The organism is Streptomyces sp. B5E4 (genome assembly GCF_039871555.1).
GTDB lineage: Bacteria > Actinomycetota > Actinomycetes > Streptomycetales > Streptomycetaceae > Streptomyces.
In genome coordinates, this window is the sequence record NZ_JBDPMI010000008.1 from 193626 (window position 1) to 214216 (window position 20591).

A 20591-nucleotide genomic window follows, 5' to 3' on the forward strand; every position below is an offset into this window, starting at 1 on the left:
AGATGTGGATCATCGTGCCAGCGGGTGCGCGATATTCCTGCACCTGGCATCACATAACACTCGAAGGAATGATCTGCGGCCCGATGGACGGATATCGGTTGACCGCGGCACACCGGGGCGCCGGCCCGGCCGAGCCGCCCGCACCGCACGCCCGCGTCCCCGTACGGGGTGCGAACCGGTGTGTCAGTGCCCGCTGTTAGCCTCCGGCAATGACCTTAGGGGCCCTTGAACGAACACTGCGGGAGAGCCCGGACGACCTCGCCTCCTGGTCGGTCTACGGCGACCGGCTGCGGGAGCGCGGCGATCCCCGTGCGGAGCTGATCCGGCTGGCGGAGCGGCGGGCGCGCGTCGCTCCGGGCGGCGCCCGGAAGGCGGTCGAGCGGAAGATCGACGCGCTGGTGGCCAGGCACCGGAAGAGCTGGGACGCGGAGCTGCCGGAGGGGGTCACGGCCCGGGAGCGCCGGCACGGGTTCGCCACGGCGATCGCTGTCGAATGGGACGACGACGCACCCATGCTGATCGAACAGGCCCTGCGCGCGGCGCCGTTCGCGACCTCGCTGAAGATCGTGCCGCCGGAGACCGACCCGGCCGAGTTCGACTACTGGGACGACGACACGGACGAGGACGGGGAGCCGCTGCCGTCCGCCGAGGTCGAGGCGGGCACGCTCGCGACGCTCGACCTGGCCCCGTTCACCTCCGTCGACCTGTCCTATCTCCGCGTCGGCGCGCTCGGCGCCAAGGCCCTGGCGGTGTCCTCCTACTTCCGCAGCGAGGCCGCCGCAGGCCAGAGCCTCGCGGTGCCGGGGGCGCCCGGCCGGATCGGCGCGCTCGACCTGCGGTACTGCCACATCGGGGACAGCGGTCTGGCCGCGCTGGCGGCCAACCCCTGCTTCACGGGCGTCCGCCGCCTGCGCCTCCAGCGCAACGCACTCACCGCGAAGGGGGTGCGCGCCCTGCACGCCTTCGGCGAGCTCACCGAACTCGACCTGCGGTACAACGAGATCGGCGGGGAGGGCGCCGAGGCCCTGCTCGCGGCGCCATTCCTCGGCTCGCTCACCCGGATGCTGCTCTACGCCGCAGACGTCGGCGAAGCCGGCGCGCGCAGACTCGCCGCCGCACCCCGACTCCCGCCCGTACTGCGCAGTTATTGGAGGAGCGTGTGAGCACCGAGCTCCGCGACCGGTTCTTCGCCCTGTCCACCGCCGCCGGGCAGGCGCCCGCGGAGGAGGTCGACCGGTATCGCGCGCTGGTCGACGCCACCGACGCCGAGCCCACCGCGGTGCTCGACGGGCTGGCGGTCTCCTGGCATCCGACGGCGCGGTTCAAGGCGGTCCGCTTCGTCGACGCCGAGCGCATCGACGCGGGCGTGCGCGAGCTGTTCGCGCGGCCCAGCGAGGCGGCGCCGTATCTGGCCGCCGTCTTCGCGGACCCACGGGAGATGTCGTTCCGTACGTACGAGAACATCCTCCCGCTCGACCGGATCTTCGCGGACGCCCCGCTGGAGTTCGAGCTGACGGACCGCACGGAGTTCGCGGAGGGGGCGTACTCCTTCTCGATCGGGCTGCCCGCGAAAGCGCGGGCGAGGCTGGACGGCCTGGACGCCCTCGACCTGTACGTGCCGCCGCTCAACAGCGGCTCCCGCGGCGGCGACCGCTTCATCTTCCACTCTGCCCTGCTCGCCGAGGCGCTGACCAAGGCGGTGGCGGGGGCCATGCCCCAGGCGCGGCTCGACGGCTTCGCCCACGTCAACCCGGTCTTCCGGTGCAACCGCTTCGAGCCGGGCGACGCCAACTTCCACCGCCACCGCGACACCCCGTACTACGACCGGTCGCGCGGACACGTCTCCCGCTACACCGTCCTGCTGTACCTCACCGGCGGCACGGGCAGCCCCGCCCTCGACCTCACCGGCGGCGCCGGGCTCACCGACATCGCCCCCTTCACCTGCGTGATCTTCGATCAGCGGTACGAGCACGAAGGCGCCCCGTACCTCGAAGGACGCAAGGTCTTCCTGCGCACGGAACTGGTCTTCGCCGAACCGGACGCCGCGCACGACCCGGAGATCGGCGCCCTGTTCGCCAAGGCGTGCTATCTGACCGGCGAGAGCGTCTTCGCGCCCGAACTCGCCCGGTACGCCGACGACTACTACAACCGGGTCGCCGCGGCGCACTGGAGCGGCGACCTCGGCGCGGGCGCGGCCGGCGAGCCGTTCCTGCACAAGCGGTTCCGCGGGCTGGACTTCGTCGCCAACGGGCACGACTTCTGGTTCCCCGCCTCCGGCGGTCTGTCGCCGGCCGCGTGCGCGGCGATCACGCTGCTGGACTACTTCAACTGCAAGATCGGCGACAGCGCGTTCCGCGCGGCGTGCGAGACGACGGTGGTCGAGGCCGAAGGCACCGACTGGATACCGGCGTTCCTGGAGGAGAGCGGCGGCACCTCACCCCTCACCTCCTTCGACAAGAGCATGCTGTTCCCGGAGCCCGAGGAGCCCTCCACCGACGACATGCCCGACTGCGCGTGCGGCATCTGCGACGGCGGCCTCCTCGGACCGCACTTCGACACCTCGCGCAACGCCGACGTCATCAAGCACTACGTGCAGGCGCAGGACGCCGCCAAGGCGGACGTGCTGCCCGCGCCGGTGATGATGCTCGGCGAGGACGTGGTGCTCGACCCGGACCGGTTCGTCGTCGAGGGCAACCGCATCCACGTGCTGGGCGGCAAGGCGCCCGAGCCGGTCAACTTCGCGTCCTGCCAGGGCGGTCCGCCGGTGCCCCCGGCGAAGGACTTCGTGACCACCGCCGCCACGGTGGACGTGGCGCACTTCCTCGTGCCGCCGATCCTGTTCACGGAGCACGACAGTCTCTTCCACCTGAAGTTCGACTTCTTCCGCAACTCCTGGACGGTGGACCACGAGCAGTCCACCGTCGCGGTGCCGATGGTCCGCCCGTTCAGCGAGGACGACATCGACGCGGACTGGGAGGACCACTACGACGACGACGAGGAGGAAGAGGAAGAGGAAGAGGAAGGGGAGAAGGAGTAGGCGGGCGCGGCGGCCAGCTCGCCCATCCGGGCCAGGGCGGCGATCCAGAAGCGCTGGCGCGCCTCGGCCTGGCCCACGAGGTAGGTGGCGCGCAGCTTGGGCGGCAGGTGCGGCAGCAGCCGCGCCACCACGTCGAGGTGCCGTTCGAGCTGCGACACCTCCGCGTTGGAGAACACCTGGTGCACCAGGTCGGTGTCGTTGGTGCCCTCCGCGGACGTCTCGACGGCCGCCGCCAGCCGGGCCTGCCAGCCCGTCAGGTCGGCGGCCAGCTCCGCCAGCCCGATCTGCGGCCGCTCGGCGAGCCGCGCCTCAAGACCGGACAGCGGCACCGGCGCGTACTCGCCGTCGCCGAGGTAGATCAGGCCCTGCTCCAGCGGCATGTCCGCACGGTGCAGCTTGATGAGCCGTTCCAGGGTGCGCTTGGTGATCCAGTCCCGGCCCTCGTCGTCGATGTCGTTCTTCCACCATTCGAGGACGGTCTCGGCGGTCTCGCCGTACGTCGAGATCAGCCACTCGTTGGCCGGGATGTCCTCCGGCCGTACCTCGTAGCTGACCGTGAACCGGCTGGCCTGGGCCACGTTGTTGCTGCTGACGAGCATCTTGCGGCCCAGGTGGTACGGCGGGTTCTGGAGCGCCACCTGCGCGCGCAGCCCGGGCAGGGTGCGGCCCGCGAGCGTCCACTCCTGGGTGATCTCCATCAGCTTCGCGTACGTCGCCTTGTCCTTGGGCCGGTTGTACTCGTCCCAGATCAGCACCTTCGGCTCCGGGTCGAGCAGCGACCTGGCGAGCATCGCCTCCAGCGCCCCGTCCGTGGTCGGCACGGGCACGCACAGGTCCTCGACGTTGGTCACCGGCAGCGAGAAGTACACCGGTTCGCGGCCGGTCTCCTCCCGGGCGACCTGCTTGGCGATCTCCGTCTTGCCGCAGCCGGGCGGCCCCTGGAGCAGCACCGCCCAGCGGTGCGCCGCCGCGGCCCTGAGGATGCGGCGGACCGGGTCGGTCACCGTGGCGGGGTTGGCCGCGCCGACCGCCGCGGCGACGGCGTCGAGCACCTCCTCGGTACGGTCCCGGCCCGGGGCGCCGCCGGCTCCCTCGGCGCCGGGCTCGACCAGCGCCAGCCGGCGGCCGTTGTGCAGCGGAAGCCCCCAGGCCAGCGGGAAGCCGGCGCGGGCGCAGTCGAGGACGTGCTGCAGGGTGCGGGGCGAGAACAGGCCGCGCAGATGCGGGTCGAGGGCGGCCCACTGCCGGAACACCTCGCGCAGGTCCCAGTCGGGGAACCGGGCGGCCAGCGCGTACCGCCACGCGGTGTCGTTGGCGGACAGCCGGAGGGTCACCATCCGGTCCAGGATCGCCAGGTCGGAGCGGCGCACGCTGGTCTCGGCCAGCGACTCGTTGTCGGTGAGGAAGACCCCGACGCAGCCCAGCTCGCGCAGGTCGTACTCGCCGAGGGTCCAGTTGCAGGCCATCTGCATGAGCTGGCTCTGCACCGTGTTGCCCGCCTGGAGGGAGTCGTCGACGAGCAGGACGAACGGCGCGCCGGGGGTGAGCTGGCGCATCACGAGCTGGCGCAGGGCCAGTTCGCCGCTGCGCTCGTCGCGTACGGGGGCGTTGATCAGCAGGTCGTCCGGGGCGAGGTTGGCCGCGGGCAGGACCACCAGATGGGTGCCGGGGTAGCGCCTGGGCACGTACGAGACGAAGGTGGAGGTCTTGCCGATGCCGTGCTCGCCGAAGATCTGACCGGTCTGGCCGGTGGCGATCATCGCGTCGATGAACTTCTCCAGCTTGGCGGTCGGGCCCTCCCGCGGCGGGTCCGGGTAGGTGGCGTTCGCTCTCCACTGCCGGCCCGCGGCGGGCGGTTCCGGCGATGTCGCGGCAGGCGGTGTCGCGGCGGCCACTAGGCGTTTCTCCTCTGGTGTCGTTCGGACGTGACCCGGTGGCAGGCCATCGGGCGGTGGTGCCGCTCCGGCCAGTCGTCGCCGCCGTCGGTGATGAGCCAGATCCAGCGGTCGGGGTCGGCGGGGGTGACGTGGGGGGCGTAGCCGTCGGTGACGACGATCACCGCGTCGGGCTCGTGCGGGAAGGGCTTCCCGGCGACCTCCAGCCGGCCTTCGGCGTAGTCGACGACGCATCGGAAGTCCGTGCCGCCGCCGCCCGCCACCCGCTCCCCCGGGACGAATGGCATCACGACGCCGTCGAAGGACAGCCAGTGGCTCTCCACCCCGTCCGTCTGCCCGACCAGGGTGGTCAGCCACTCCACGACGGCGTCGGGCATCGATCCCGAGGTGTCGAACGCGACGAGCACGACCTTCGTACGCTCCGGTCCGCGGCGGGTGAGCATCGGCTCGTGGCCGAGCGCGAGGACGATCGCGCCCTGCTTCTTCGGATAGACCAGCCGTTCGCTCTCGGTCAGCTTGGAGGCGAGGACGTCGGTCAGCCACCGCTGCCACCAGTCGACCCGGTGGGTGCGGGGCGTGCTGCCGCGCAGCTTGTCGAGACCGAGGCGGCCCCACAGCCGGCTGAAGCGCTCGCCGCCGTCCGCCGTGCGGTCGGCGAGGCCGAGCAGTTCCTCGCGGGCCGACCGGCCGCCGCGCAGCGCGGACTGCATCACCTCGCGCAGCACGTCGTCGCCGACCTGTCCGACGGTCTCGGGGTCCAGGGGGACGTCGCCGCCGGAGGCGCCGCCGGCGAGGTGCACGCAGTAGCCGGACCGCGGTGTGTCGTGTGCCTTCATGCGGCGCAGTTCGCCGTAGACGGTCAGGTCGGTGCGAATGAACTCGTCGTACGGCAGCGGGACCAGCCCCTGCCCCCGCAGGTCGTCCCGGTACGCGCGGTACACCGCGTCCGGGTCGACGCCCACCGGCTCGGGCGCGCCGCCGCCTTCGGGCACCGCCTCGGGTAACGCGGTCCGGCCGAGCCGGCGCAGCGCGACGTGGTTGATCGCCACCTCGGCGGCGAGCGTGAACACCGGGTCGGAGCGCAGCTCCTCGTCCACGTACAGGTGCCGGTGCATCAGGTGCCGCGCCTCGTGGAACAGCACGAACTTGACGCCCTCGAAGTCCAGCGACGCGAAGAAGTACGGGTTGTAGAGCAGCGCGCAGCGGCCGTCGCCGGTGGCCGTGACCGCGGCGGTCGGGATCGCGGTGGTGGCGAGGTGGCGGTGGCACTTCGTGTAGAGCCACGAGGCCACGACGCTCTGCCCGGTCCCGAAGTCCAGCAGCGCGGCCTCCTTGCGGCGCCGCGCCTCCGCCACGACCTCCGGGTCGGCCGGCTCCTCGGCGCCCGCCGCGGCCGGCAGCCGACGCAGGTCGGGCGCGCCGTGCGTGCCCCGCCCGTCCCCCTGCACCGGTGCTCTCCCCTCGTCGCTCGCGGGCACGCTACAGGGCGCGGCGCGGGCGGCGTGCGGCGGGCTCAGAGCATGCCCGCGCAGAGCGCGAAGCCGCGTTCCGTGAAGGGCCAGTAGGTGTCCGTGCCCGGCGGGCAGGTCTGCGGGTCCGCCAGCGGCTCCACGCCGGTGATCCGGTACATGCGGTTGTCGATCTCCGGGATCTCGGTCTTGCTGCAGCGCGTCACGGACAGGAAGCTCGCGTCGCTCTCCGACAGGTCGTCGGCCGCGTAGAGGCCGGGGAAGCACTGCCCCGGCTTGAACTGCCGCGCGACACAGACCGCGACGGCGGCCTCGCCGTCACTGCCTTCCACGGGGTCGTAGTCGACGGAGAACTCGTCGCGGGCCTCGCTGCGGGGGCACACCGGGTCGGCGAAGGTCTCGGTCCAGCGCAGCCCGGTCACCTTCACGTACGCCTCGTCCGACCCGCAGCGCACGGGGTCCAGCTCCTCCACGCCGGACCACGGGTCCCACATGGCCAGGTTGCGGTCGGCGGGGTGTTGGATGCTGAGGCAATCGCCCTTCTCCACCCCGGCGATCTCGGTCCTGGGCGGGGTGGCGACGGGGGTCGGGGCGGCGGGCGGCGTCGGGTCCTGCGCGGCGGGCGAGCCGGCCGCCGGGGAGGCGGGCGGGGCGGAGCCGCGGGCTTCGGGGCCGTCATCGGGGAGCCGGTCGAGGAGGAGGGCGACGACGACGCCGAGGCAGAGCAGGACCATGAACGCGGCGAGCCTGGCCGGTCCGCGGGCGGGCCGCAGCGGCGCGGTGGCGGCCCGTTTGCCGCCGGTACGGACCGGGGTGGGCGCGGTCGGCGCGGCCCGCGGGCCGCCGGGGCCCCGGGTGGACCCGGAGGCGCCGGCACGCAGGGGGAGCGTCCCGGTGCCCGTCGCCGCGGCGGCGGGAGCGGCGCCGGGTTCGGACTCCTCGGCCGGCTCGGCCTGTCCGGCCTGCCGGGCCTGCTCTGCCTGTCCGGCCTCTTCGGTCTGCTCGGCCGGCTTCGACGGGCCCGGCGGCCGGGCCGGTACCGCCGGTGCCGGGCGGGCGTCCGCCAGCGCCGGGGCCGTCTCCGCCTCCGCCGCCGCGGCGGCGCCCGTGCGCTCGTACGCGGCGATCCGCTCCCGCCACTCCCCCGGCAGCAGCCCGGCGCCGCCCACCGCGCCGGGCGCGTCGGCGACGTGGGCGGTCAGGGCCCGCAGCAGCTCCCGCACCGCGGGCCGGCCGGCCGGCGCCAGGCGGAGGCAGGGACGGATCAGGTCGTCCAACTGCGGAGGGAGCCCGGTGAGTTCGACGCGCGCCTCGGCCACCCTGACGAGCAGTTGCAGCGGCTCGCCGTCCGGATACGGCGGGTGCCCGGTGGCCAGGTGGAAGAGTGTGGCGCCCAGCGCGTACACGTCGGACGCCGGGGTGCTGGGCTCCCCCCGGGCCTGTTCCGGCGAGGTGAAGGCGATGGTGCCCAGCGTGACCTGCGTCCGCGTGAGGTCGGCGGCGTGCGCGATACCGAAGTCGACGACCTTCGGCCCGGCCACCGGCAGCAGCACGTTCGACGGCTTGACGTCCCGGTGGACGACGCCCACGGCGTGCAGCGCGAGCAGCGCCTCGGCCACGCCCGCACCGACCCAGCCGACGGCCGCCGGTTCGGTCAGCAGCCCGCAGTCGCGGACCAGTTCGCCGAGCGAGGGGGCGGCGACGTACTCCGTCGCCATCCAGGGCACGGCCGCCTCCGGGTCCGCGTCGATGACCGCGGCGGTGTGGGGGCCGCCGGCCCGGCGGGCGAGCGCGATCTCGCGCGCGAACCGCGCGCGCTCCTCCTCGCCCAGCGGCGCCGTCTCCAAGAGCAGGGTCTTCACCGCGACCGGCCGCCCGGCGGGCGATCGGGCGAGGAACACCTCGCCCATGCCGCCGCGGCCGAGCAGCCGCAGCACCTCGTACCGGCCGAACCGGTCGCCGGGACCCGCCCCTTCGCCCGCGCTCACGCGATCACCTCCGTGCAGATGGACCGGGTACCGCTCTGCACCTTCCAGGCGTCGGCGCACACGCCGTCGTCCGCGGCGGACGCCGGGTGCACGGCGATCACGCGGGCCAGCCGCTCGAAGATCCGCGACGGGCTGCCGCCGGAGCAGTCGGTCCGGGAGGCGAGGTTGGCGGCCCAGCGGCGCGAGGCGGAGACGGCGTAGCCCTCGTCGCGGTTGCCGCCGACGTACTCCCGGACCGGGAAGCAGTCGCCGACCTGGAAGTTGCGGTCGAGGCAGAGCCCGGTGGGGTAGTCGAGCAGCGACCACTCCACGCTGTCCGGGCCCCCGGTGCAGTCGTCGGACGTGCCCGCGGACTTGCCCGTGACGCGGGTGGCGGCGCGGGAGGAGTCGCAGGGGACCTTGTCGGGGGCGGCCTTCTCGGGTTCGAAGCCGATGACGGCGTAGTGGACCGTCAGGCAGTCACCCTTGCGCACGGAGTCGATGAGCTTGGCGCTCGCCACGTCCTCCTTCGTTTCGAGTGCGGCGTACGGGTCCTCGGCGGCGTCGTCCGCGCCGCCCTGGCCGTCCTGCCCCGCCGCGTCGTCGGCGGGCGGGTCGCGGTCCGCGGCGCCGTCGGCGCCTGCCCCGTCGCCGGCGGTCGGCGGCGGGACCTTCCGGCCGTCGTCGTCGGACAGGGCGACGAGCGCGATCGAGGAGGCGGCCACGGCGACGACCGCGGCGGAGGCGACGAGCCACGTCAGCCGGCGGCGCCGGGCCGGGGGCCGCGCGGGCGCCGGTGCGGCCGGTGCCTCGCCGGGCGCCACCGCCGTACGGGCGACGTCCCCGGCGCCCGGGGTCCGGTCCGTACCGCCGGACTCGGTGCCGCCGGACCCCGGGCCATCGGACTCCGAGCCCTCCGGCCCCGTACCGCCCGCTTCCGCATCCGGTCCCGCGCCGACCTCCCCCGCCTCCCGCTCCCGGATCGCCGCCAGCCACTCCCCCGGCAGCCAGTCCCCGCCGCCCGCCGCCCCCGGCCGCTCCGCCAGCCGGGAGCCGAACTCGGCGACGACCGCCGCCGCGTCCGGCCGCTCCGCGGGCTCCGCCCGCAGGCACGGCAGCACCGCGCCGGCCAGCTCCGGCGGCAGCCCGGTGAGGTCCTGCTCGGCTCGGGCCACGCGGGGCAGCAGCCGGAAGAAGTCGGCGGTGTCGGCGTACGGTGGGCGGCCGGTGACGAGGTAGAACACCGTGGCGCCCAGCGCGTACAGGTCGGCGGCCGGCGTGCTCTGCTCCCCGCGCGCCTGCTCCGGGGCGCTGAAGGCGACGCTGCCCAGGCTGACCGTGGTGCGGGTGAGGTCGGCGGGGCGCGAGATGCCGAAGTCGATGAGGCGCGGTCCCGCCACCGGCAGCAGCACGTTCGACGGCTTCAGATCGCGGTGCACGATCCCCGCGGCGTGCAGCGCCGCCAGCGCCTCGGCCGTACCGGCGGCGACCCACAGCGCGGCGTCGGCGGGCAGCGGGCCGCGGGTACGGACCAGTTCGGCCAGCGACGGGGCGGGCACGTACTCCGTCGCCATCCACGGCACCGCCGCGTCCGGGTCCGCGTCGACGACCGCCGCCGTGTAGGCCCCGCTCACCCGGCGGGCCAGGGCGACCTCGCGGGCGAACCGGCGCCGCGCGTCGTCGGTGACCGGGCCGCCGGAATCCACCGTCTTGACCGCCACCGGGCGGCCGGCGGCGGAGCGCGCCAGATACACCTGCCCCATGCCGCCGGCGCCCAGCCGTCCGACGATCCGGTACGGCCCGACCTCGACCGGCTGCACCGCCGGCACGCCGACCGGTGGTTCCCCCGTCATCCCCGGCACTCCCCCCAAGTCGCCCCGGCGCACGTCCCGTTCGGCGCGCGCCGGGAGCAGGCTACCCGCGCGGGCGCGGGCGGCACGCGGTCCGTACCCCTCTCGGACGCCACCGCCCCGACCGGCGGTTGCGGACCGCCGCCGCCCCCGCGCGGCGACCGCCCCACGGACCCCGCGAGAGGCGCGCCACCACTCGGGCCACCGGAGGCCCGCCCCGCTGGGGACGGGGCGGCCCCGCGGCCGTCAGCCGCAGAACTCGGCCTCCAGCACCGCGTTCTCCCCCTCCTGGGCGCCCCAGTCGCCGTTCCGGTTCAGGGTGAGCACGTGGCGGCCGTCGCGGGTCGCCGCCGCCCTCACCGCGGTTGTAGTTGAAGATCCCGCTGGTGTGGTTGAGCAGCTGGCGCACGGTGATCTTGCGGCCGTCGTTGCCGTTGCCGCGGACGACGCCGGGGAGCCGGCGCTCGACGGTGTCGTCGAGCGAGAGCAGCCCTTCTGCGTCGAGTTGCAGCAGCACCGTGGCGGTGAACGTCTTCGTCAGGCTGCCCACCCGGAACCGGTCGCGGTCCCGGCGCGGCACGCCCGTCGCCAGGTCCGCCACCCCGGCGTCTCCCGACCACCGGGCGCGCCCGTCGCGCACCGCGGCGAGCGCGCCCGGCGTGCCCTCCGCGGCGATGGCGTCCAGCGCCGCCTGCGTGGAGCCGTGCGCGGCCGGTAAGCCGGCGCCGCGCTGCCCGGCGTCCAGCGCGGCGGCGGGAGCGAGGCCGCCCGCCACCAGTGCCCCCACCGCGGCGAGCAGCGCCCGGCGGCGGCCCGTCGTACGTATGCCGTCGGTCATGTCGATCCCCCTGTCGCGGCCGGCCCGCGGCGGTCGCCGCGCGCCGTTGACCGCAGTCAACCGGCGCGGCGGGCCGGGGGCGTCAGGGATCACCCCGACCCCGTCCCGGACGGCACCCTCGGCCACCCCGGGCTTGCATACCCCCCCGGGGTAGTGTTATATCTTTCCTCGCATACCCCCAGGGGGTATCCATCCAGAGGAGGCGTACTGCCATGTCATCCGTCAACCCCCGCCGCTGGTGGGCACTGCTCGTGCTCGCCACCGCGCAGTTCATGGTCATCATGGACACCTCGATCATCGGCGTCGCGCTCCCCGAGATGCAGCGCGACCTGGGCTTCTCGCCGGGCGATCTGCAGTGGGTCTTCAACGCCTACGTCGTCGCCTTCGGCGGTCTGCTGCTCCTCGGCGGGCGGCTGTCGGACCTCTTCGGCGCCCGGCGCGTGTTCGTCACCGGGTGGGGCGTGCTCATCGCGGGCTCCGTGGTGGCCGCGGCGGCACAGAGCGCGGCTGCCGAGATCGCCGGGCGTGCCGTGCAGGGCGTCGGCGGAGCGCTCATCGCGCCGTCCGCGATGACCCTGCTGATGATCCTCTTCAGCCACGACCCGCGGGAGCTGGGCAAGGCGCTCGCCCTGTACGGTGCCGCCGCCCCCGCCGGCGGCACCGCCGGGGTGTTCCTCGGCGGCGTGTTCACCGAGTGGCTGAGCTGGCCGTGGATCTTCATCATCTACGTGCCCATCGGCATCGCCACCCTGCTCGCCACCGGTCTGCTGCCGTCCGTCCAGCCCCGCCGTGGCGGCGTGGACGTGCTCGGCGCAGGCGCCGTCACCGCCGGGCTCGCACTCGCGGTCTTCGCCGTCGTCCGGGCCCCCGAGGTGGGCTGGGGCGCCGCCGGCACCGTCGTCCAACTGGCCGGCGCCGCCGCCCTGCTGGCGCTCTTCCTGGTGATCCAGCGCACCGCCCGATCGCCGCTCATGCCGCTGGGCGTGTGGCGCACCCCGCGGCTGGCGTCCGCGAACCTGGCCATGGTGCTGCTCGGCGCCGCCTGGATCCCGATGTGGTACTTCCTCAACCTCTACCTCCAGCAGGTCCTCGGCTACGGCGCCTTCGCCTCCGGCGCCGCGCTGCTGCCCATGACCGGGCTGCTGATGGTCGTCATGACCCTGCTGTCCGCGCGGCTGCTCGGCCGGTTCGGGCCCAAGCCGCTGCTGGTCGGCGGGCTGCTGACGCTGGCGGCCGGGCTGCTGTGGCTGTCGGCGGTCGAGCCCACCGGGTCGTTCGCGGTCGACGTCCTGCCCGCCTCGCTGGTCGCCGCGCTGGGCATGTCGCTGGCGTACATCCCGGGGCTGATGGCCGCGATGTCCGGCGTCCCGCAGGAGCAGGCCGGGCTGGCGTCCGGCATCGTCAACACCACGTACCAGGTGGGCTCCGCCCTCGGCCTCGCGGCGCTGACCGCGCTGGCCACCTCGCAGGGCGCCGACCGCCTGGGCGACCTGCCGGCGCTCACCGACGGGTTCAGCGCCGCGTTCACCGGGGCCGCCGGGGTGGCGGCCGCGGGCGCGCTGCTGACCGCGCTGCTCATGGGCCGCCGCGACAGCCGGCCGGCGGCCGGCGCCGCCGGGGCGGGTGCGGGCGCGGGTGCGGACGCCGAGGAGGTACGCCTCTGACGGCCGGCCGCCGCGCCACCGGGGTACGGGTCACGGTTCACCGTCGCACGGCGGGGCGTGACCCGTACCCCTGAGGCGTCTTCGGGAGGGGTACCGGGGCAGGCGCAGTACAACTGAAGCAGGCGGCGGTGACCGGGCGGACACGGACCGTACCGGCCGGCTCTCCCTCACCGGCACCGGCCAAGGACGACCCGCGCCAGCCGCGCGCAGAGCCGGGCACCGGGCCCGGCCGCGCCCGACCGCGAGGAGGAACCGTGCCCACCGACTCACGCGTGTTCGCCGAAGGCAGCCGCGCCCTGCGCTACACGCTCGCCGGCATCCTGCTGCTCGCCCTCGTCTACGTCGCCGGCGTCTTCGCCTGGGGCGGCGCGGCCTGGTCCACCGCACCGTTCCGCGGCGCGGCCGACGCGCGCGAGCGCACCGTGGGCTCGGGCGAGTTCCGCATCTCCACGTACGAGGAGTTCTTCGACCTCTGCGCGGCGGTGCAGACGAAGGAGGACGAGATCGATGCACTCCGGGACGAGTGGGACACCAAGCCGTCCGAGTACCGCACCGATCAGATCACCACCTCCCTCACCGCGCTCCGCGCCGCGCGGTCCGAGCTGGTCAACGACTACAACGCCAAGTCCCGGCAGGAGCACCGCAAAGCGTTCAAGGACGCCGGGCTGCCCGCCGCGCTGAGCACCGACGCGAAGGAGACCTCGTGCGCCGCCTGACCCGCACCCTCACCGCCCTCGCCGCCACCGCCGCCCTCGCCTTCACCGCCGCGGCCTGCACGGACGACTCCTCCCAGGCACAGGAGTCGCGGACCAAGCAGTCCGGTTACGACCGGCTCGTCAAACGCCAGCCGGCGGACGCGATGAAGTACTCCCCGACGCGGGAGACCATCAACAAGTGGGTCGACAACTGGGAGAAGCCCGGGAAGCTGTCGTACGTCTACCTGCAGAACGCCAACGGCGAGTACGGCTACTTCGTCCTCGAAGGGCTGCCGGTCTCGTACTGCGCCATGCTCACCCCGCCGGAGGACGTCGACTCCTCCAACAGCGGCATGGTGACGAGGACGGCCCCGGGGATGGACGGCGTCTACTACTCCGGCGGCCAGTGCAGCGCGTACTACGGCTTCGACGCGACCACCGGCGCCTACATGGAGTTCACCATCGGCAGCAACCAGAGCTTCTTCCTCTACGACAAGCCGATGGCGCTGCCGGAGTTCCGCGACGCGACGCCCCTCGGCCAGACGCGCATCGAGGACGGCGAGATCGCGCGCTAGGTGTATTGCCCTGTGAGGTGGGGGACGGTCGGCTCCCCGACGTGGCCGGGGCCGCCCGGGCACCATGTGCCGTCCTCGCGCCGTACACCGTCATGGGCGCCGGGCTGCCGCTGGTGTTCGCCGTGACCTCGGTGCGGGCGTACCGCCGGGAGCTGCGCGCCCTCAACGCGCCGGGCTGACCCCGCCGTTTCGCGCCCCTCCCCGCCTCGGTGCGCCACCCCAACGAGTGAACCCCGGACCCCCCACCTCACGCAGAGCCTGCGGTACAACTACGTAGAGCTACATATGCTCATCATCCCGTGAGGAGCCCCATGACATCGCCCTGCGACCCCCGGTACGCGTCCGCCGGCGACGTGGGCGCCGCCCTCATGCTGATCGACTCCCAGCTCAAGGGCGTCCGCGACGGCAGGACCGGGACGGACGCCGAGCAGCGGTCGCTCGTCGGCCAGCTCACCGGCGCCATGGGGCCGAAGGGCGTCGACGACGTGCTGGACGGCACCTGCACGCTCATCTTCATGTTCATGAAGTGGCTGCGCATGGCCCACGAGGCGCAGGAGAGGGACGTCGTCGAGTACGTGGTGCCCCACCTCGTGGCGTCGCTGCGCATGATGCCCGCGAGCATCCGGGCCGAGACGATCCCGACCATGGCGGGGCTGCTCGTCGCCGCGGGCACGGGGCTCAGCCCGAGCCTGTGGCGGCGGCAGTTCGGCGACTGGTCCCGGGACGAGATGAACCCCCTGGAGGCGACGGCCCTGCTGCTCGCCGAGTACATCAACCGCCTCACCGACGACCCCGACTTCGCCACCCGCATGATCAGCGAGACCTGCGCGGACCCGGACGGCCGCTGACCGTCCGCCTCCTCACCCCAACTCGTCGCGGCGGCGCTCCAGATACGCGGTCTCGGCGGTGTTGCCCGCCAGCTCGACGGCCCTGTCGTACGCCGCGCGCGCCTCGGCGCCGCGGCGCAGCCGGCGCAGCAGGTCGGCCCGGGTGGCGTGGAAGGGATGATATCCGGACAGACTGCCCGCGAGCCGGTCGACGGCCGCCAGCGCGACGTCGGGACCGTCGGTCTCGGCGACCGCGACGGCCCGGTTGAGGGCGACGACCGGCGACGGATCGATCCGTACGAGCTGGTCGTACAGGGCGACGACCTGCGACCAGTCGGTGTCGCGCACGTCGCGCGCAGAGGTGTGCACGGCGTTGATCGCGGCGAGGATCTGGTAGGGGCCCGGGGCCTGCCCGGTGGCCAGCCGCTCGCGCACCAGCCGGTGGCCCTCGGCGACCAGCGCGGCGTCCCAGGCCCCGCGGTCCTGCGCGCCGAGGGGCACGAGCGCGCCACTGGCCGAGACCCGCGCGGGGCGGCGGGCCTCGGTGAGCAGCATCAGCGCCAGCAGCCCGGCGGCCTCGCCGTCCGCGGGGAGCAGGGCGCGGACCAGCCGGGTCAGCCGGATCGCCTCGGCGGTCAGATCGCGGCGTACCGGACCGGCGTCGGAACCGGTGGGCAGATAGCCCTCGTTGAAGACCAGGTAGAGCACGGCGAGCGCGCCGGAGACCCGCGCCGGGAGATCCTCCGCGGCCGGCACCCGGTAGGGGATGCGGGCCGCCTTGATCTTCGCCTTCGCGCGGGTGATCCGCCGCCCCATCGCGGACTCCTGCACGAAGAAGGCGCGGGCGATCTCGGGCACGGTGAGACCGCCGACCAGACGTAGCGTCAGCGCCACCCGGCTCTCCGGTGCGAGCGCCGGGTGGCAGCAGGTGAAGAGCAGCCGAAGCCGGTCGTCATCGATGGCGCCGACGGGCTCGGGCGGGGTGTCGTCGTGGAGCATCCGGGCCTCCCGCTGCTTGTCGTCGCGCTTGCTCTCGCGCCGGATCCGGTCGATCGCCTTGCGGGCGGCGGTGGTGGCGAGCCAGCCGCCGGGGCGGGGCGGTACGCCGTCGACGGGCCAGCGCTCCACGGCGGCGGCGAACGCCTCGGCCGCGGCCTCCTCGGCGACGTCGAGGTCGCCGAAGCGCCGGGTCAGCGCGGCGACGATACGCGCCCACTCCGCGCGGTGCGCGCGGGCGACCGCGTCCCGTACGGCGGCGTCGCTCACAGGAACGGCCGTACCTCGACCCGGCGGTTGCAGCACGTCGACCCCTCGGCGGCGAGCGCGAGCGCGACGTCGAGGTCGGGGGCCTCGACGACCCAGAAGCCGGCGAGGAACTCCTTGGACTCCAGGAACGGCCCGTCGGTGAAGAGCGGCTGCTCACCCCGGTTGTCGATGACGGTGGCGGTGTCGGGGGCGGCGAGGCCGCCGGCGAAGACCCAGTTGCCCTCGGCGCGGAGCCGGTCGTTGAAGGCGTCGATGGCGGTCATCTCCGCCTCGGTGGCGGAGCCCGTCCTGTCGTCTATCACGGAAACCAGATACTGCATGCGGAGATCCTCTCGGGTACGGGATGCCCCCTGCCACGTACGAAGCAGGCGGGGCGGCGGCAGGGAGGCGGTCGGGGCCGTGGGCGCGGCGGCTGCGCGTCAGCGGCCCGGGCCGACGTCCTCACCGGCGTACTCCGGGCGCCCGGTGGGCCGGTAGACGTGGGCCGTGATACCACCCGGGAAGGCCCGGTAGTCGACCAGGTCGAGCGCCGCGTCGGGCCCGTCGTCGGGGAACAGCCGCCGGCCCTGCCCGACGACCACGGGGTACGTGAGCAAGGTGATCTCGTCGACCAGGCCGTTCGCGAGCAGGCAGCGCACCAGCTTCCCGCTGCCGTGCACCTGCACCTCGCCCTCGCCGCCGGCCTTCAGCTCCCGTACGGCGTGCACAGGGTCCCCGGACAGGACGCGGGTGCCGGCCCAGCGCGGCTCGTCGAGCGTGTTCGACACCACGTACTTGGGCTGCCGGTTCAGGGGCCCGCCGATGGGGTTGTCCTCGGGGTCGGGCAGCACGCCCCAGGAGCCGGCGAAGACCTCGTAGGTCCAGCGCCCGAAGAGGAAGGCGTCGGCCCGCTGATACACGTCCCCGAGATACGCCTCGGCCTCCTGCCCGAACAACGGCAGCGCCCACCCACCCCGCGCGAACCCGTCCCTGCGGTCCTCGTCCGCGCGGCCGAGTCCCTGCATCACTCCGTCGACGGAGACGTTGGTGACGGTCGTCAGCTTCATCATCGTGCCCTCCTCCGGACACCCCGGCGGGCGCCCTCTCACCTCTTCCACGAACGCCGCCGCCCGGATCCGACACCGATCCCGTCGTGACTTGACGAAATCCGACGCTACCGCCGCGACGACCGCATCCCGCGCAGGTGCGAGCACGGGCCGCCACTCGGGTCAGTGGCCGACCGACCGGGCCCCCGGGGGCCGCCAGGTGGGGAAGCCCTTCATGGACACGACCGGTGTACCTTCGTCAAAGGCTCACGGCCCACAACAAGGCGGTGACCGCGGGGGGTTGGCGAAAACGTGTGGGGAATCGCCCGACCGACTGGCATGTGCTGGATCTGGATGACGACCCCACGCCGGGGGATCCGGAGCGGGTCAAGCAGCTTGCGCGGGAGTTGCACGATTTCGCCGATGACGTGGCGGATGCGTTGCGGCAGATCAAGGGCATGGCCGGTGAGGACGCGCTCCTTCGCTGGGCGGGGAAGACGGCGAAGGCGTTCCAGGACGAGTTCGACGAGGTTCCGAAGTCCGCGCCGCCACCCGTCACGCCACCGACGCCAAGTCCGCCCAGACCAGCGCCCAGACCGCCGTCGACAACGCCGAAGGCGGCCTCGAAGCCGCCAAGAAGATGGCCGCCGACGCGAAGAAGATGCGCGAGGACGCCGCCTCCGAGGCCAAGGACAAGCTCGAAGACGCCTCCGATGCCGGCATTCAGAACCGGAAGTGGTGGCAGAAGGCGGTCGACTGGGTCAAGGACAACTGGGACACCATCGTCACCGTCTGCAAGGTCATCGTCGCGGTCCTGGGCATCGTCGTCCTCATCATCGGCGGACCGCTCGCCTGGGTCGTCCTGGCCGCCGCCCTCGTGGTGCTGGCCGACACCCTCGTGAAGTACCTGAACGGCGAGGCGTCGCTCTGGGACGTCGCCTTCGCCGCGCTGGACTGCATCCCGGGTCTGAAGGGCCTCACGACCCTCGGCGGGCTGGCCAAGGGCCTGAAGGGCGGGTTGAACGCGCTCAAGGGTCTGAAGTCCATGAAGTCCGCCGTCCTGGGGCTGGCCAAACGCGGCGGCGACATTCTCGCGAACGGGGCCAAGGGGGCCTACAACCGCCTCAAGAACGTCATCCGCGGGTGTGGTGACCCGGTGGACATGGCGACGGGAAAGATGTTCCTGACGCAGACCGACGTGAGTCGCCCCTTCGGGACAGCCCGTTGCTCGACCGGGTCGCGGACCGGCGGCCCCCGGTCGACGGAGTCGTCCGGTACGCGCGCTGACACCGGAGCCGGAACACCCGGCCGTCAGAGCGACCACAACGGCACCGCCCGCCGGCATTCGACGCATCAGAAAACCCCCCACAAGCCCGCGGCCGCCCTACGCGGAGTCACCGGTCCCGCGGCACGCGGATCAGGGTCTGCTGGCCGCCTGCGACGAGTTTGCGTACGCCGTCGGCCCGGTGGCCGAACACCTCCAGTCCGCACACCGTCAGGGTCCGCCCCGACTTCAGCACCGTGCCCACCGCCTCCAAGTGGTCGCCCACCGCGGGGGCGAGGAGGTTGATCTTGTACTCGACGGTGAGGACCTCGGCGTCCTCGGGGAAGAGCGTGTACGCGGCGTACCCGCCCGCGCTGTCCGCGATCGCGCTCGTGGCACCCGCGTGGAAGTAGCCGTGCTGCTGGGTGACTTCGGGCCGCGCGGGCAGCACGAGGTGCACGCGGCCCGGCACGATCCGGGAGATCCGCGCGCCGAGGTGGCCCATCAGGCCCTGCCGGTCGAAGCTCTCCCGTACGCGCTTGTGCACCGCCGGGCTCGCCTCCCCCGACCGCGACTCGTCCTCCACGGCTCTCCTCCTCCAGCGGCGCGGCCCTGCTCCCGGCGCTTCGTCAACGGCCCCGGTGGTGCGCAGCGTATCTACGCCGCCCCTTGTCAGATGCCATTCCCACGTGAGAATCCACAGAGACACTCACCTCACGGACCGCAGGAGCGCCGTATGACCTCTTCGCACCGTCTGTCCCGCCGCCATCTCCTCGGCGCCTCCGCCGCCGTCGGCGCGGCCTCGGCCCTCGGCCTGCCGGCCGCGGCCCGCGCCGCCACCCGAGCCGCCGGCCCGGGGGCCGCCGCGGGCGGTGTCGTGCCCATCGACTGGGCCAGGCTCGGCTCGTACGGCGCCGACGACGCCGCCGGCCGGCGGGTCAAGGCGATCCTGGCGGGCAGCGCGCGCTATCTCATCGGCCCCTGGTACGCCGGGACTTACCGTTCCTACCTCCCCGACGGCTACATCGACCTCCGCGGCACCGACGAGCGCGCCATCCGGCTGCCCGCCATGGCCGCCGTCGCCGCCACCACCGCCCTGGTCACCGGCGTCTACGACCCGCGTACCCTCTCCGCCGCCAACGCCACCATCCGCACCCGCAACCTCATCCGCACCCTCGCGGCCCGGCACCGGGCCAACAACAGCAACCCCGCCACCCGTTGGGGCAACACCTGGCAGAGCGCCCTGTGGGCGTACTACACCGCCCTTGCCGGCTGGCTGTTCTGGGACGAGCTGGACGACCAGGAGCACGGCCACCTCGCCGCGATGACGGCCTGGGAGGCGGACCGGCTCACGACCGGCAACGACCTCTACCTCATCGGCACCTCCGGCGAACAGCTCTACGAGAAGCGCCGCGACGGCACCGCCGTCACCCCCGGCGACAGCAAGGCGGAGGAGGACAACTGGAGCGCCGCCGTCCTCTCGCTGGCCGAGGTCATGATGCCCGACCACCCGCACGCCCCCGTCTGGGCCCGCCGCAACATCGAACTGCTGCTGGCCGCCGCGGCCTGCCCCGCGGACCTCACCGGCGGTGAGACGATCAACGGCATCGAGCTGTCCACCTGGCTGCGGGGCACGAACATCGCCGACGACGGCACCCTGGACAACCACCACATCCTGCACCCGCTCTACATGGTCGCGTTCGACCAGAGCCTCTACGAGGGCTTCGTCTACGGCCTCGCCGGCCGCACCGCACCGCGCGCCGCCCTGCACAACATCACCCGCGTCTACTCCGCCCTGGTCGACCTGCCCTTCCAGGCCTCCGACGGCACCATGAAGACCATCTACCAGCCGCGCAGCGGCGAGATCTACTACCCCGAGGGCAACGACTGGGGCACCCACTTCCCCTTCTACTTCGGCAACTTCGACCTGCTGGTCTCCCTCACCGCGCAGGACACCGGCATCGACCCGGCCGCCGCCTCCTGGGAGCGCCGTCACAACGAGGAGCAGCTCGGGATGATGGCCCGCTTCGACGACGGCCGCACGTACGGGGCGTCCGGCGAGAACACGTACTACGGCCGGGAACACCGCATCGGCGCGATGGCGGGCCAGGCGTTCCTCACCCTCCACCTGGCCCGGAAGGACAGGCTGCGCTTCACGTAGTCGGGGTGGTGCGGGGGCACGAACGTGCCCCCGCACCATCAGTCATCGGAGCTTCTTC

16 protein-coding genes and 2 pseudogenes are annotated in these 20591 nt (G+C 73.5%); 9 read left to right on the forward strand and 9 right to left on the reverse strand.

Annotated features, from left to right (window positions below):
- Positions 1 to 209 precede the first annotated feature (209 nt).
- Entirely contained in the window at positions 210 to 1163 is a 954-nt protein-coding gene (locus tag ABGA99_RS13785) for a TIGR02996 domain-containing protein (protein ID WP_347577478.1), read from the forward strand.
- Positions 1160 to 3037, forward strand: a complete 1878-nt coding sequence (locus ABGA99_RS13790) for a hypothetical protein (protein WP_347582732.1) — start codon at positions 1160 to 1162, stop codon at positions 3035 to 3037. The genes ABGA99_RS13785 and ABGA99_RS13790 overlap by 4 nt, the downstream gene beginning before the upstream one ends.
- On the opposite strand, the gene ABGA99_RS13795 is transcribed toward ABGA99_RS13790, so the two are convergent.
- From ABGA99_RS13795 to ABGA99_RS13815, 5 genes and pseudogenes are all read right to left on the reverse strand, one after another.
- On the reverse strand, positions 2983 to 4932 hold the full coding sequence (locus ABGA99_RS13795) for an ATP-binding protein (protein ID WP_347577480.1): 1950 nt from the start codon (positions 4930 to 4932) through the stop codon (positions 2983 to 2985). The two genes, ABGA99_RS13790 and ABGA99_RS13795, sit on opposite strands and share 55 nt — an antisense overlap.
- A complete protein-coding gene (locus ABGA99_RS13800) occupies positions 4932 to 6380 on the reverse strand; it encodes a hypothetical protein (protein ID WP_347577481.1) in 1449 nt (482 codons plus the stop codon). The genes ABGA99_RS13795 and ABGA99_RS13800 overlap by 1 nt, the downstream gene beginning before the upstream one ends.
- 65 nt (positions 6381 to 6445) lie before the next feature.
- On the reverse strand, positions 6446 to 8389 hold the full coding sequence (locus ABGA99_RS13805) for a serine/threonine-protein kinase (RefSeq protein ID WP_347577482.1): 1944 nt from the start codon (positions 8387 to 8389) through the stop codon (positions 6446 to 6448).
- Entirely contained in the window at positions 8386 to 10221 is a 1836-nt protein-coding gene (locus ABGA99_RS13810; protein WP_347577483.1) for a serine/threonine-protein kinase, read from the reverse strand. Before ABGA99_RS13810 ends, ABGA99_RS13805 begins: the two co-directional genes overlap by 4 nt.
- A 364-nt stretch (positions 10222 to 10585) precedes the next feature.
- Positions 10586 to 11112: pseudogene (locus ABGA99_RS13815) on the reverse strand (serine hydrolase domain-containing protein); the annotation flags it as partial.
- Between the two features lie 156 nt (positions 11113 to 11268).
- Between ABGA99_RS13815 and ABGA99_RS13820 the strand changes: the two are divergent.
- The 5 genes from ABGA99_RS13820 (at position 11269) to ABGA99_RS13840 (ending at position 14838) form a co-directional block, all read left to right on the forward strand.
- Complete coding sequence (locus ABGA99_RS13820; protein WP_347582733.1) at positions 11269 to 12720, forward strand: MFS transporter; 1452 nt, start codon at positions 11269 to 11271, stop codon at positions 12718 to 12720.
- 254 nt (positions 12721 to 12974) lie between these two features.
- The gene (locus tag ABGA99_RS13825; RefSeq protein ID WP_347577485.1) at positions 12975 to 13436 is read left to right on the forward strand and encodes a hypothetical protein; all 462 of its coding nucleotides are present in this window, start codon (positions 12975 to 12977) and stop codon (positions 13434 to 13436) included.
- Entirely contained in the window at positions 13424 to 13990 is a 567-nt protein-coding gene (locus ABGA99_RS13830; protein ID WP_347577486.1) for a hypothetical protein, read from the forward strand. Before ABGA99_RS13825 ends, ABGA99_RS13830 begins: the two co-directional genes overlap by 13 nt.
- 41 nt (positions 13991 to 14031) lie before the next feature.
- Positions 14032 to 14169: a hypothetical protein gene (locus ABGA99_RS13835; RefSeq protein ID WP_347577487.1), complete on the forward strand. Its 138-nt coding sequence runs from the start codon at positions 14032 to 14034 to the stop codon at positions 14167 to 14169.
- Positions 14170 to 14301: 132 nt separating this feature from the next.
- A complete protein-coding gene (locus tag ABGA99_RS13840) occupies positions 14302 to 14838 on the forward strand; it encodes a hypothetical protein (protein ID WP_347577488.1) in 537 nt (178 codons plus the stop codon).
- Positions 14839 to 14850: 12 nt separating this feature from the next.
- On the opposite strand, the gene ABGA99_RS13845 is transcribed toward ABGA99_RS13840, so the two are convergent.
- From ABGA99_RS13845 to ABGA99_RS13855, 3 genes are all read right to left on the reverse strand, one after another.
- Positions 14851 to 16083: a DUF6596 domain-containing protein gene (locus ABGA99_RS13845; RefSeq protein WP_347582734.1), complete on the reverse strand. Its 1233-nt coding sequence runs from the start codon at positions 16081 to 16083 to the stop codon at positions 14851 to 14853.
- Positions 16080 to 16403, reverse strand: coding sequence for a YciI family protein (locus ABGA99_RS13850; RefSeq protein ID WP_347577490.1), 324 nt, complete (start codon positions 16401 to 16403; stop codon positions 16080 to 16082). The genes ABGA99_RS13845 and ABGA99_RS13850 overlap by 4 nt, the downstream gene beginning before the upstream one ends.
- Positions 16404 to 16502: 99 nt before the next feature.
- A complete protein-coding gene (locus tag ABGA99_RS13855) occupies positions 16503 to 17129 on the reverse strand; it encodes a dihydrofolate reductase family protein (RefSeq protein WP_347582758.1) in 627 nt (208 codons plus the stop codon).
- Positions 17130 to 17422: 293 nt separating this feature from the next.
- Here ABGA99_RS13855 and ABGA99_RS13860 point away from each other — a divergent pair.
- Positions 17423 to 18318, forward strand: a pseudogene (locus ABGA99_RS13860) (hypothetical protein); the annotation flags it as partial.
- Positions 18319 to 18502: 184 nt separating this feature from the next.
- On the opposite strand, the gene ABGA99_RS13865 reads toward ABGA99_RS13860, so the two are convergent.
- A complete protein-coding gene (locus tag ABGA99_RS13865) occupies positions 18503 to 18958 on the reverse strand; it encodes a PaaI family thioesterase (RefSeq protein WP_347577491.1) in 456 nt (151 codons plus the stop codon).
- Between the two features lie 150 nt (positions 18959 to 19108).
- Between ABGA99_RS13865 and ABGA99_RS13870 the strand changes: the two genes are divergently transcribed.
- Positions 19109 to 20533 carry a hypothetical protein gene (locus ABGA99_RS13870; RefSeq protein WP_347582735.1) on the forward strand — a complete coding sequence of 475 codons (1425 nt, stop codon included), beginning with the start codon at positions 19109 to 19111 and terminating at the stop codon, positions 20531 to 20533.
- Positions 20534 to 20591 lie beyond the last annotated feature (58 nt).